The 12,457-nt window shown below is 35.4% G+C and carries 13 protein-coding genes and 1 riboswitch; of the genes, 2 read left to right on the plus strand and 11 right to left on the minus strand.

All coding sequences use genetic code 11. The features are described 5' to 3' along the window. Positions 1-79: 79 nt before the first annotated feature. The gene (locus C1H58_RS00845; protein ID WP_015728790.1) at positions 80-1,129 is read left to right on the plus strand and encodes a site-specific integrase; all 1,050 of its coding nucleotides are present in this window, start codon (positions 80-82) and stop codon (positions 1,127-1,129) included. A gap of 67 nt (positions 1,130-1,196) precedes the next feature. Here the strand turns inward: C1H58_RS00845 and sufB are convergent, their stop codons facing one another. The 5 genes from sufB to sufC all read right to left on the minus strand — a co-directional run bounded on the left by sufB (position 1,197) and on the right by sufC (position 6,500). After that, complete coding sequence (gene sufB, locus C1H58_RS00850) at positions 1,197-2,594, minus strand: Fe-S cluster assembly protein SufB (protein ID WP_016424582.1); 1,398 nt, start codon at positions 2,592-2,594, stop codon at positions 1,197-1,199. A 97-nt stretch (positions 2,595-2,691) separates the two neighbouring features. Continuing rightward, positions 2,692-3,141 carry a Fe-S cluster assembly sulfur transfer protein SufU gene (gene sufU / locus C1H58_RS00855; RefSeq protein ID WP_050331554.1) on the minus strand — a complete coding sequence of 150 codons (450 nt, stop codon included), beginning with the start codon at positions 3,139-3,141 and terminating at the stop codon, positions 2,692-2,694. Then, positions 3,131-4,372 carry a cysteine desulfurase gene (locus C1H58_RS00860; RefSeq protein WP_060830243.1) on the minus strand — a complete coding sequence of 414 codons (1,242 nt, stop codon included), beginning with the start codon at positions 4,370-4,372 and terminating at the stop codon, positions 3,131-3,133. The genes sufU and C1H58_RS00860 overlap by 11 nt, the downstream gene beginning before the upstream one ends. Positions 4,373-4,400: 28 nt before the next feature. Further along, a complete protein-coding gene (sufD, locus tag C1H58_RS00865; RefSeq protein WP_165545022.1) occupies positions 4,401-5,708 on the minus strand; it encodes a Fe-S cluster assembly protein SufD in 1,308 nt (435 codons plus the stop codon). 21 nt (positions 5,709-5,729) lie between these two features. Beyond that, a complete protein-coding gene (gene sufC / locus C1H58_RS00870; protein ID WP_050331557.1) occupies positions 5,730-6,500 on the minus strand; it encodes a Fe-S cluster assembly ATPase SufC in 771 nt (256 codons plus the stop codon). Between the two features lie 309 nt (positions 6,501-6,809). Between sufC and popT the strand changes: the two genes are divergently transcribed. Then, the gene (gene popT, locus C1H58_RS00875) at positions 6,810-7,661 is read left to right on the plus strand and encodes a polyprenyl-phosphate transporter PopT (RefSeq protein ID WP_165545023.1); all 852 of its coding nucleotides are present in this window, start codon (positions 6,810-6,812) and stop codon (positions 7,659-7,661) included. Positions 7,662-7,916: 255 nt separating this feature from the next. Here the strand turns inward: popT and C1H58_RS00880 are convergent, their stop codons facing one another. From C1H58_RS00880 to C1H58_RS00905, 6 genes are all read right to left on the minus strand, one after another. After that, the gene (locus tag C1H58_RS00880; protein WP_165545024.1) at positions 7,917-8,738 is read right to left on the minus strand and encodes a MetQ/NlpA family ABC transporter substrate-binding protein; all 822 of its coding nucleotides are present in this window, start codon (positions 8,736-8,738) and stop codon (positions 7,917-7,919) included. Between the two features lie 191 nt (positions 8,739-8,929). Continuing rightward, a complete protein-coding gene (locus tag C1H58_RS00885; protein ID WP_016424575.1) occupies positions 8,930-9,751 on the minus strand; it encodes a MetQ/NlpA family ABC transporter substrate-binding protein in 822 nt (273 codons plus the stop codon). 25 nt (positions 9,752-9,776) lie between these two features. Next, positions 9,777-10,472, minus strand: coding sequence for a methionine ABC transporter permease (locus C1H58_RS00890; protein WP_050331560.1), 696 nt, complete (start codon positions 10,470-10,472; stop codon positions 9,777-9,779). Next, positions 10,465-11,493 (minus strand): methionine ABC transporter ATP-binding protein, encoded by a 1,029-nt coding sequence (locus tag C1H58_RS00895; RefSeq protein ID WP_060830244.1) that lies wholly within the window; start codon positions 11,491-11,493, stop codon positions 10,465-10,467. The genes C1H58_RS00890 and C1H58_RS00895 overlap by 8 nt, the downstream gene beginning before the upstream one ends. Positions 11,494-11,588: 95 nt before the next feature. Next, positions 11,589-11,699, minus strand: a riboswitch (SAM riboswitch). A 40-nt stretch (positions 11,700-11,739) separates the two neighbouring features. Then, on the minus strand, positions 11,740-12,054 hold the full coding sequence (locus tag C1H58_RS00900; protein ID WP_060830245.1) for a thioredoxin family protein: 315 nt from the start codon (positions 12,052-12,054) through the stop codon (positions 11,740-11,742). Beyond that, positions 12,020-12,415, minus strand: coding sequence for a toprim domain-containing protein (locus tag C1H58_RS00905; RefSeq protein WP_050345916.1), 396 nt, complete (start codon positions 12,413-12,415; stop codon positions 12,020-12,022). Before C1H58_RS00905 ends, C1H58_RS00900 begins: the two co-directional genes overlap by 35 nt. Between the last annotated feature and the right edge of the window lie 42 nt (positions 12,416-12,457).

The following is a 12,457-nucleotide window of genomic DNA, read 5'->3' on the forward strand; positions in this document are numbered from 1 at the left end:
GGCGTCTTTTTTATACGGTTTCACGGGTACCACACGTACCCTTATTATTTTTTTACTTTTTTTGAGGAGGAATGACGAAATGCCGGTGTACAAAGACGACAAAAGCGATAAATGGTACTTTACTGTTAGATACAAAGATATTTACGGCAATAACAAAAGGAAATTAAAACGAGGATTTAAGACTAAACGTGAGGCTAAAAGCGCAGAAGCTGAATTTTTAACAGAAGTCAACGAAGGCTATAGTGATTCGAACACATATGAATATACATTTTATCATTATTTAGACAATAGTGACCTGCGGCCTAAAACTAGAAAACGGAAAGAGAATGAATACAAACTGCATATAAAACCGAAGTTTGGGCACATCAAGATGAACAAAATTACTCAGCAACAATGCCAAGAGTTCAGAAAGTATCTTATGGATAATATCAATTCTTTTAACAGTGCGCGTACAATTTGGTCAGGGTTTAAAGTGGTTATCAATTATGCTAAAAAGTATTTTGGATTGCGCGTCGACCCAACTATATCAATTAAACCTATTCCACGTACTAAGCCTAAACCAAACTTTATGATGAGAGAAGAATTTGAAGATCGTATAAAAGAAGTAGAAGAACAAGATTATCGGGAACTATTTACTTTGATGTTTTATACAGGTTTAAGAGTCGGCGAAGCGATGGCTTTAGTTTGGACAGACTACAATAAATATAAAAAAGAAATATCCATCAATAAAACGATGGACATCTCTAATCGGTCAATATACCCTCGGCCTAAAACAGATAGTTCTGAAGATATAGTACCTTTACCTAAATTTATCAATGAAATGTTATCTGAACGCTACCAACGTGAAAAACAGATGAACAAATATTTTGATGAACAAAACTATTTTATATTTGGCGGACTTGCCCCTAAACATTATAGCCATGTTCATAAAAAATTTAACAAGGCTTTTCCTAATTATAGCATACATGCCCTAAGACATTCATATGCATCTTACCTAGCAAATAACGGTGTAGATATATTCGTACTACAATCATTAATGCGTCATGCTCAAATAACCGAAACAATGGGTACGTATAGTCATTTATATACTCAGAAAAAACATGATGCCATAGCCATTTTTGACGAGTAAATGGTATCAAAACGGTATCAGTACCCATGTTTAAAACATGAAAATCGCATAACATCAGTAGTTACAACTAGCCTATACTACCTTCCATTTCAAATTTGATTAATCGGTTCATTTCAACGGCATATTCCATTGGTAATTCTTTTGTGAATGGTTCAATGAATCCCATAACGATCATTTCTGTTGCTTCTTCTTCAGAAATACCACGTGACATGAGATAGAACAATTGCTCTTCAGAAACTTTAGAAACTTTTGCCTCATGTTCAAGTGAGATATTATCGTTGAAAATTTCGTTGTAAGGAATTGTGTCAGAAGTTGACTCGTTATCAAGGATTAAAGTATCACATTCGATATTAGAACGTGCACCTTTCGCTTTACGTCCAAAGTGAACGATGCCGCGATAAACCACTTTACCGCCATCTTTAGAAATTGATTTTGACACAATTGTAGAAGATGTGTTCGGTGCTTTATGAATCATTTTTGCACCTGCATCTTGGACTTGACCTTGACCTGCAAAAGCGATAGAAAGCGTGCTACCTTTAGCACCTTCACCTAATAATACACAAGCAGGATATTTCATTGTCAACTTAGATCCTAAGTTCCCGTCGACCCATTCCATGTTACCATTTTCATGAACGAACGTACGTTTAGTAACTAAGTTATAAACATTGTTAGCCCAGTTTTGGATTGTTGTATAACGTACGTGTGCATCTTTGTGGACGATAATTTCTACAACCGCTGAGTGTAGAGAGTTTGTCGTATACACTGGTGCTGTACATCCTTCAACATAGTTAACAGAGGCACCTTCATCAGCAATAATGAGTGTACGCTCAAATTGTCCCATATTTTCTGAGTTAATACGGAAGTATGCTTGTAAAGGTGTATCTAATTGAATATTTTTAGGCACGTAGATGAATGAACCACCTGACCATACAGCTGAGTTTAAAGCGGCAAACTTATTGTCACCAGCAGGGATAACAGATGCGAAATACTCTTTAAACAAGTCTTCATTCTCTTTAAGTGCAGTATCTGTATCTTTGAAGATAATACCTTTTTCTTCTAGTTCTTTTTCCATATTATGGTAAACGACTTCAGATTCATATTGTGCAGACACACCTGCTAAATATTTTTGTTCTGCCTCTGGGATACCTAATTTATCAAACGTACGTTTAATTTCTTCTGGCACTTCATCCCAAGAACGCTCTGAACGTTCTGAAGGTTTGACATAATACGTAATGTCATCAAAGTCTAATTCTGATAAATCTCCACCCCACTGAGGCATCGGCATTTTATAGAATAACTTTAAAGCTTTCAAACGAAAGTCTAACATCCATTCAGGTTCATCTTTCATTCTTGAAATTTCGCGTACAATATTTTCTGTCAAACCACGCTCTGATCTAAAAATTGATACGTCTTCATCATGGAAGCCATATTTATAATCGCCTACATCAGGTGCTTTTTTAGCCATCAATCATCACTCCTATTTCTTAATTAATACATGAGTACCCTTTGACTACCCAATTCTCTATTTTGAAATACGTTTCCTCGTATACACCATTTAAGTGTTATTCTTCACTTTTACCTTCTTTTTCAACTGTACCCTTTTCAAGTGCCTTCCATGCGAGTGTGGCACATTTAATTCGTGCTGGAAATTGAGAAACACCTTGTAATGCTTCGATATCTCCCATATCTTCAGTAATCTCATAATCTTCACCAAGCATCATTTTTGTGAATTCTTGGCTCATTTGCATTGCTTCTTTTAAACTATGCCCTTTAATCGCTTCAGTCATCATTGACGCACTCGACATTGAAATCGAACAACCTTCACCTTCGAATTTCGCATCTTTAATGATGCCATCGACGATATCAAATGTGAGACGAATACGGTCACCACATGTTGGGTTATTCATGTCCACTGTCATCGTACCATCCTCGATTACACCTTTATTACGAGGATTTTTATAATGATCCATAATAACTGAACGATATAATTGGTCTAGGTTATTAAAATTCATATGAGAAAAACTCCTTCGTTTGTTTCAATCCTTCGACAAGTTGATCCACATCTTCTTTTGTATTATAAATATAAAAACTTGCCCGCGCTGTTGATGATACATTGAGCCATTTCATTAACGGCTGTGCACAATGATGGCCTGCACGAACTGCAACACCTTCAGTATCTAGAGCAGTTGCCACATCGTGAGGATGAACATCCTTGAGATTGAAGGTGATAATGCCCGCACGATTGTCTTTAGCTGGGCCATAGATATCGATACCTTCGATTTGAGACATTTGTTCGTAAGCATATTGCGTCAGTACTTGCTCATGCGCATGAATAGCATCAAATCCAATAGATTCAATGTACTCAATAGCTGCTTGTAAACCAATCGCTTGTGCAATCAGAGGCGTTCCCGCTTCAAATTTTGTAGGTAAATCTGTCCATGTACTTTCATACAAACCAACAAAATCAATCATATCTCCACCGAACTCTGTCGGTTCCATTTCATTTAATAGTTCACGTTTACCATATAAAACGCCGATACCTGTAGGTCCAAGCATTTTGTGGCCACTAAAACTATAAAAATCAACGTTTAAATCTTGGACATCTACCTTCATATGCGGTACAGATTGTGCACCGTCCACTGAAATAATGGCACCATGTGCATGTGCTATTTCAGCAATTGCATTAATATCATTAATTGTACCTAAAACATTTGAAACATGCGCAATAGCCACAATTTTAGTTTGATCGGTGATGGTCTCTTTAACCGCTTCAATGGATAATGTGCCATCTTCTGACATCGGTATGAATTTGAGTTTCGCTCCTTTACGGTGTGCAAGCTGTTGCCAAGGCACTAAATTCGCATGATGTTCCATTTGGGTTACAACGATTTCATCACCTTGTCCCACATTTGCATCACCATAACTATGTGCAATCATGTTTATAGAAGCTGTTGTTCCACGTGTGAAAATAATTTCTTCAAAGTGTTTAGCATGTATAAAACGACGCACCGTTTCGCGTGCACCTTCATAACCATCTGTTGCAAGTGAGCCTAACGTATGCACACCACGATGAACATTAGAATTATATCGCTCGTAATAGTCACGTAATGTATCAATCACTTGCTTAGGCTTTTGACTTGTTGCTGTTGAATCCAAATATGCAAGACGTTTGCCATTGACTTTTTGGTCTAAAATGGGAAAGTCTTTGATAATTGCTTCTACATCTAATTTTGTATCGGCCACTACAATCACAGACCTTTCTAGAATTGTATTATTTGCCTATTTTTAATTCGATAACTTCTCGTAATTGACGCTGTACATCCTCAATTGGTAATTCACGTACCACTGGATCTAAGAATCCGTGAATGACAAGACGTTCTGCTTCACGTTGTGAAATACCACGACTCATTAAATAGTAAAGTTGCTCAGGGTCAACACGCCCAACAGATGCCGCGTGTCCTGCTTCTACATCGTCTTCATCAATAAGTAGAATAGGGTTCGCATCCCCACGTGCATGCTCAGATAACATTAACACACGTGATTCTTGGTTAGCAGCAGAACCTGAACCGCCATGTTTAATATGTCCAATGCCATTGAAAATGGATGAGGCATTTTCTTTCATTACACCATGTTTTAAGATGTAGCCATCGGTTTCTTTACCATATTGTACAATTCTTGATGTTAAGTTAATTGTTTGATCGCCACGTCCGACTACAACTGACTTCAGTTCAGAAGTTGAACGGTCACCAATTAAGTTTGTTGTGTTGTCGATGATTTGATCGCCTTCATTCATTAAACCTAAAGACCACTTAATTGTTGCATCTGCTTCTGTCACACCACGACGGATAATATGCCCAGTGAAACCTTTATCTAAGAAGTCTACAGAACCATATGAAATGTTAGAATTGGCACCTGCGATGACTTCAGAAACAATATTTAATTGATTTCCTTCTCCACTTGCAGTTGATAGATAATTCTCAACGTAAGTCACTTCGGCACTCTCTTCAGTCACTAAAAGAACGTGATTAAAGAAGCTCGCATTTTCATCGTCATGAAGTACAACATATTGAATTGGATGTTCAACAACGACATTTTTAGGAACGTATACAAAAATTCCGCCATTCATTAAAGCAGTGTGCAAAGCAGTTAAGCGGTGTTCATCTACCGTAACAGCATCTTTCATAAAATACTTTTGAACTAATTCACTATGATTGATTAACGCTTCTCTTATATGCTCAATGATTACACCATCTTGAAGTGCTTTGTCATTAACTTTTGTATATGCAGATGTATTGTTATGTTGAATCACAAGATTTTCTGTGTTTTCAACGTTGATAATACGGTCAATTTCACTTGGTAATTCCTTTAAATCATGGAACACAGCACCTTGTGTTTCATGCTGTTTGAATGAATCAAAATCCCATTTATTTAATTTCGTTTTATCAGGTTTTGGCATTTCCAAAGATTCAGCTTGTCTAAACGCTTCTTTTCTTAACTCTGTCATCCAAGAAGGTTCGTTTTGAGATTGGGAATAATCAACAAGTTGTGCTTCAGAAATATTTAATGTTTCAGTAGTCATAATTATTTCCTCCTATGATGATTATTGATTTGAAATGGCTGTTTCGTATTCTTCTTTAACCCACTCGTAACCTTCTTCTTCAAGACGTTTCGCTAATTCAGAACCGCCAGATTTCACAACGATACCATTATACATAACGTGAACGTGATCCGGTGTAATGTAATTTAATAAACGTTGGTAGTGTGTAATGATTAACGCACCAAATTCATCGCCACGCATTTCGTTAATTCCTTTTGATACGACTTTCAAAGCGTCAATATCAAGACCTGAGTCAATCTCATCAAGAATAGCAAACTTAGGTTGTAACATCATTAATTGTAAAATCTCGTTACGTTTTTTCTCACCACCTGAGAATCCTTCGTTTAAGTAGCGTTGTGCCATATCTTTATCCATGTCTAAGAAATCCATTTGTTTATCAAGTTGCTTAATAAATTGCATTAAGTTAATTTCGTTACCTTCTTCGCGTTGTGCATTCATAGCTGAACGCATGAAGTCTGCATTTGAAACACCTGTGATTTCTGATGGGTATTGCATTGCTAAGAATAGACCCGCTTTAGCGCGTTCATCTACGTCTAATTCTAAAACATTGACCCCATCTAATAATACTTCACCTTTCGTTACTTCATATGACGGATGCCCCATAATTGCTGATGATAAAGTAGATTTCCCAGTACCATTTGGCCCCATGATCGCGTGAATTTCCCCAGTATTGATCGTTAAATTGACACCTTTTAATATCTCTTTATCTTCAATAGACACATGTAAGTCTTTAATTTCTAATGTTGATGGCATTAATATTCCCTCCAAAATAATGTTAGATTCCATAGTTTAGTTTATAATAATTTTAATGTAACGTCAAAAAGTTTTCTTTGGTCTCTAATTGCTAATTATAACGGAAATGATGGGAATTATAAACCGTTTCGGGTTATATTACAAGACATCTTAAGAAAGCAAACCAGAATCCTTTTTAGAAAAGTTATTGATAATCACATCCCTCCTGTTCTCATTCGTCATTTTTGACACATATTATAGATGACATAGGATTGAAATCAGTTATAATGTGGTATGATGTAACGATAAACTAAGGAAAGGAATAGAATCATGTCGAAATTTAAGATTTCAAATATACCTAGAGGTTTTGCGATGGGCATTAGTGATCTAATTCCCGGTGTAAGTGGCGGCACAATCGCATTACTCCTAGGCATTTATGATGATTTTATCGCTTCTGTAAGTGGTGTTTTTTCAAAGCATTTCAAAAAAAGTATCTTGTTTTTATTACCTATTATTATCGGAATGGCTTTGGCAATCGGCATTTTAAGTAGCGTTATCAATTATCTGTTAGCAACACACTTAGTACCGACGATGTTTTTCTTTTTTGGATTAATTTTAGGGATTATTCCATTTCTATTGCGTATTTCACATTACAAAAAAACATACAAAATCCAGCATTGGGTTATTATGGGAGTGGCTATTATAGCACTTGCATTGATGGCATTTTTTAAAGGTGATACTTCACATGCTGCACCTAGCTATATTGATTTGTCCCTGCCAATGCTCATTAAATATTTTATTGCTGGTGTATGTGCATCAAGTGCGATGTTATTACCAGGGGTTTCTGGATCATTTATATTATTATTATTCGGTGTATACAGTACTGTAACTTATTCCATTTCTGAAATTGTACGTTTCAATTTCGAAGCTTTACCTGTCATTTTAATGGTAGGTATGGGGATAGTTGTAGGGTTTCTAATCGCAAGTAAAGTGATTACGTATTTGTTAAAACATTACACTTATCTCACTTATGCAGCCATACTTGGTTTAGTGATCGGTTCACTATTTTCAGTCTTTCCTGGTTTGCCTAACCAGGGCCTTACATGGTTAGCATCGATAATCACGCTTCTCTTAGGATTTATAATCAGTTTTATTTTAGGTCGCTTTACTAATGAAGCCTAAATCATATAGAAAGGCGGGACAGAAATCGATTTGATTTCATTGTCCCGCCTTTTCATTGATTATTATAAAATTATTATTTATTTAAATAGGAAGAAACTCGGTACATTTTTGATTGATTCCACTTAGAAGAAGCTTCATTTTCTCCCTATCAATGACAATCTTTAAGTCTCTTATTAAAGAAGGTGAAATCTATTACTGAATCCGTATTATCGATTACGAGATGAAATTCTCAAACTGTCACTTTAATTATCAATGTTATTTTGCAGGAATCACTGCACCATCGTATTCTTTTTTAATGTAGTCTCTCACTTCAGCAGATTGTAAGGCTTTTAGAAACTCTTGATATTTCTTATCATTTTTATGGCCTTCTTTGACAGCTAAAACATTCGCAAATGGTGACGATTCATCCTCGACTGCGATAGAATCTTTAAGTGGTTTCAAACCATTGTCAATCGCATAGTTTGAATTCATAATAACCGCATCGCCTTCATTATTGTTATACGTTTTAGGTAAAAACTCTGCCCCTTGTTGGTTATCAAATTTCAAATGCTTTTTATTTTCAACAATATCATCCAATTTTGCATCTTCAATTTTAACGCCGTCTTTGATTTTAATTAATCCTGCTTTTACGAAGAATGATAAGAAACGTCCTTCTTCTGCTGGGTTATTAGAAATATAGATTTTCGCACCATCAGGTAAATCTTTTAAGCTTTTATGTTTTTTACTGTAGACGCCCATAGGAGTTGTTAAAACTTTGCCAACTTCTTCAATTTTGTAGCCGTGTGATTTTTTCTCTTCTTTTAAGTAAGGAACGTGTTGAAATAAGTTAGCATCGACATCGCCTTTATCTAATAACTTGTTCGGGATTTTGTAGTCATTGACTTCGCGAATTTGAACATCGTAACCTTTCTTTTTCATAATTTCGCCAGCTTTTTTAGCAATTTCACCGTGGGGTGTTGGTGTTGCTGCGACAACTATTTTTTTGTCATCTGCTTTACTCGTTTTATCTTGTCCACAGCCCGTTAATACAAGTGCGAATACTGCAATAGATGTAAGTAATAGCGTTAATTTTTTCATATGTATGCTCCTTTCAAATAACAACAGCTTGATTCTGAGTGCGAATAGGTATAAAAAATGCGTAGTACATTCACTTTCATACACTTATAGTCGATAATCGTTTGTACTACGCATTAAATTAAGTTCAAATCATTGATACATATCTCGCTAACACGCGTTCAAGTATTTGAAACACGTTTTCACAAAGATATTTATTTCGCTGGTTCAACTGCACCATCGTATTTCTTTTTAATAAAGTCTTTAATATCTTTAGATTGTAATACTTCCATTAAAGCTTTAATTTTCTTGTCGTCCTTATGCCCTTCTTTAACAGCAATTAAGTTTGCATATGGGTTATTATTTCCTTTTTCAACTGCAATAGAATCTTTTTGTGGATTTAATTTTTGCTCGATTGCAAAGTTTGAATTGATGATGACCGCATCACCTTCCCCATTTTGATATGTTTTAGGTAAGAATTCTGCAGATTGTTTACTGTTGAATTTAATGTCTTTCTTATTTTCAGTAATATCATCAAATGTTGCGTCTTGGATTTTTACACCCTTTTTAATCTTAATTAAACCTTCATCAACGAAGAATTTTAAGAAACGACCTTGTTCAGCTGGGTTGTTAGAAACGAAAATTTCTGCTCCTTTTGGTAAATCTTTTAAGCTTTTATATTTTTTTGAATACACCGCCATAGGTTCTAAATGAACATTACCAGCAGATTCGATTTTATAACCTTTGTCTTTTTTCTCAGTATCTAAATAAGGTGTGTGTTGGAAAAAGTTTGCATCTAATTCGCCAGCATCTAACAACTTGTTCGGTGTTGTATAATCGTTAATTGTTTTAATTTCCAGATCATAACCTTTATCTTTTAATAATGGCTTTGCTTCTTCTAAGATCTCAGCGTGTGGCGCAGGTGAAGCACCAACAACAATCTTTTTGTCTTCTTTTTTACTATCAGAACCATTTCCACATGCGGCTAAAGCAACTGCAACAACAAGAACAACAATAATCGATAAAAATCTTTTCATTAAAACAGTCTCCTCTTCACTATTATTAGCGTTTATCTATTTTATTCGTTATCCAATCCCCTAAGAATTGAATAATAAATACCAAAATTAATATTAAAATGGTTGAAACTAAAATAACGTCGTTTTGATTTCGCGTAAATCCAGTTAAGTATGCCAAGTTACCTAAACCACCAGCACCGATAACACCTGCCACTGCAGTAGATCCTACTAAAGCAATCGCTGTTACAGTAATACCTGAAATTAAGGCTGGTAGTGATTCTGGTATTAATACTTTTAATACGATTGTCCAAGTTGTCGCTCCCATTGATTTCGCCGCTTCAATAACGCCTTTATCAATCTCTTTAAGCGCAATTTCTACGAGTCGACCGTAGAAAGGAGATGCCCCAATGATTAAAGCAGGTAAAGCACCCGTTGGACCACTGATTGTACCTAATAGTAAACTTGTAAATGGAATTAACAATAAAATCAAAATGATAAATGGTATCGCTCTAAATAAATTCACAATGAAAGAAACAATACTATAAAATATACGTCCTGCTTTAGATTTACTTTTAGATGTTAAAAACAGAATCACACCTAAAATGAGCCCAAAAATAAATGAGAATGCTGTTGAGATGATTGTCATGTATAGCGTTTCATATGTCGCTACCCAAACATCCGGCCAACGTACATTCGGCATCGTTATCATCTCTTGAAGTATTTCGCTAAAACTCTTACCCATGACTGACCACCTCTACATCGATATTTTGTGACTCTAAGTCCGCTTGTACTTCATCAAAATTTGTTTTTGAGACATCTTGAATGTGAACGAGTAAATAGCCTATAGTTCCCGTTTTTGAATGTTTAATATTACCCTCTAAAATATTGGCTGAAAGATGATATTCTTGCGATAGATGAGACAATATCGGACGTGTTGTATTATCGCCAGAAAAAGTCAATTTAATCAAAACATCATCTTTTGCTAGAGGAAATGTCGCTACAAGCTCATCACTTTCATCACTCGGTTTCAAGTCTTCTTGAACAAAGCGGCGTGTCACTGCGTGCTGTGGATTTTCAAAAATATCAGAAACTTTACCTTGCTCAATGACACGACCATTTTCCATTACAGATACTTCATCACAAATCCGACGAATAACGTGCATCTCATGTGTAATAATAATAATCGTTAAATTCTTTTCCTTTTTAAGTTGTAAAAGCAAGTCTAATATTTCATCTGTCGTTTGAGGGTCAAGTGCACTTGTTGCTTCGTCACACAATAATACTTCTGGATCATTGGCAAGTGCGCGCGCAATGCCGACACGTTGTTTTTGACCACCTGATAATTCAGAAGGGTACGCATGCTCTCTCCCTTTTAAACCAACACGTTCAACGAGCTCTAATGCTATCTGCTTTGCTTCACTTTTTGCAACTCCTGAAATTTCTAGTGGGAAAATAATATTATCCATTACCGTTCTTGACCACAATAAATTAAAGTGTTGGAAAATCATACTGACTTTTTGTCGTTTTTTGCGTAAATCTGCTTTACTTAACTGTCCTATGTTATCCCCGCCGATAATCACATCGCCTGATGTAGGTGTTTCTAGATAATTAAATAATCGTATTAAAGTACTTTTACCAGCACCAGAAAATCCGATAATACCATAGATTGAACCCTTCTCTATCTTTAGGTCAACATGATCTACAGCTGTTACAGATTTTGATTTACTTTCGTACTTTTTAACGATGTTTTTAAGCTCAATCATACTGTTCCTCCTTGTGTTTCCCCTCTTATCTGCAAAATAAAAAATGCTTTCTCTTTTAAAAAATGAAAGAGAAAGCATTAACACAAATCGCTTTTCTCTCATCTTCAAAAGTAAAATTTTTACTTTATGTGAATTGGCACCATTTCTATATACTAGACGGTTGCCGGGCTTCATAGGGCACATCCCTCCACCACTCCGGATAAGAGTTTTCTGACTATTTAATTGATATTAATCTTATCATTGTAATCAACATGCGTCAATTACTTTTTTTAATTTTTCTAACAAGTACGGTACAGATTGAAAAGCATATAACCTTTCTACTTCTTGATCATAATGCATGATCATTAACACAGGCACAGACTGTATTTCATTTGCTTGGCTCCAATCTGGATGAAAATTTAAATCTATTTTCACAATAGGTAACTGTGTCATCTCATTTGCAATATCTAACATTCTTTCAGACATTTTACATGTCCCACACATCGGTGTATAACCAAATATGAGATGAACGTTTTCATCTTTATTTCTATATATATTGTTCAATTGCTCTGAAACACTCATGATATGAATACTTCCCTTTAACATAAAAATCTTTTTTTACTTTAAATCCAAAATGTTGTAATACATTAGAGAGGTAATCGCGTGGACAACGTGCCACTTCACTATAATTCGTATCGATGAAAATATCGATGCGCTCACTCAAATAAGTTGTAAACCATTTGCGGATTTTTCGACCTTCCGCATCTGAATCTACCAAAATGTAGACCTGTCTATCATACAAATATTCAATCATATTGTCTAATTTTTCAATTCCCATCGTTCCATGTGTACATATAATTTCGACAGGTTCTAACAACACCTCTTGAACACGTTTTTTATCAGATTTACCTTCTACAACAATAACCTTATTGATCATCGCCATGGTCTTCACCTTCTAAAAAATATTTGAGTACAAAAAACTCCT

This window comes from Staphylococcus sp. 191 (genome assembly GCF_011174885.1).
GTDB classification, from domain to species: Bacteria; Bacillota; Bacilli; order Staphylococcales; family Staphylococcaceae; genus Staphylococcus; species Staphylococcus coagulans.

Excerpts from the sequence above, each read along its gene's own strand:
- C1H58_RS00845 (WP_015728790.1), top strand. The coding sequence starts at position 80 with ATGCCGGTGTACAAAGACGACAAAAGCGATAAATGGTACTTTACTGTT.
- sufB (WP_016424582.1), bottom strand. The coding sequence starts at position 2,594 with ATGGCTAAAAAAGCACCTGATGTAGGCGATTATAAATATGGCTTCCAT.
- sufU (WP_050331554.1), bottom strand. The coding sequence starts at position 3,141 with ATGAATTTTAATAACCTAGACCAATTATATCGTTCAGTTATTATGGAT.
- sufD (WP_165545022.1), bottom strand. The coding sequence starts at position 5,708 with ATGACTACTGAAACATTAAATATTTCTGAAGCACAACTTGTTGATTAT.
- sufC (WP_050331557.1), bottom strand. The coding sequence starts at position 6,500 with ATGCCATCAACATTAGAAATTAAAGACTTACATGTGTCTATTGAAGAT.
- popT (WP_165545023.1), top strand. The coding sequence starts at position 6,810 with ATGTCGAAATTTAAGATTTCAAATATACCTAGAGGTTTTGCGATGGGC.
- C1H58_RS00880 (WP_165545024.1), bottom strand. The coding sequence starts at position 8,738 with ATGAAAAAATTAACGCTATTACTTACATCTATTGCAGTATTCGCACTT.
- C1H58_RS00885 (WP_016424575.1), bottom strand. The coding sequence starts at position 9,751 with ATGAAAAGATTTTTATCGATTATTGTTGTTCTTGTTGTTGCAGTTGCT.
- C1H58_RS00890 (WP_050331560.1), bottom strand. The coding sequence starts at position 10,472 with ATGGGTAAGAGTTTTAGCGAAATACTTCAAGAGATGATAACGATGCCG.
- C1H58_RS00895 (WP_060830244.1), bottom strand. The coding sequence starts at position 11,493 with ATGATTGAGCTTAAAAACATCGTTAAAAAGTACGAAAGTAAATCAAAA.
- C1H58_RS00900 (WP_060830245.1), bottom strand. The coding sequence starts at position 12,054 with ATGAGTGTTTCAGAGCAATTGAACAATATATATAGAAATAAAGATGAA.
- C1H58_RS00905 (WP_050345916.1), bottom strand. The coding sequence starts at position 12,415 with ATGGCGATGATCAATAAGGTTATTGTTGTAGAAGGTAAATCTGATAAA.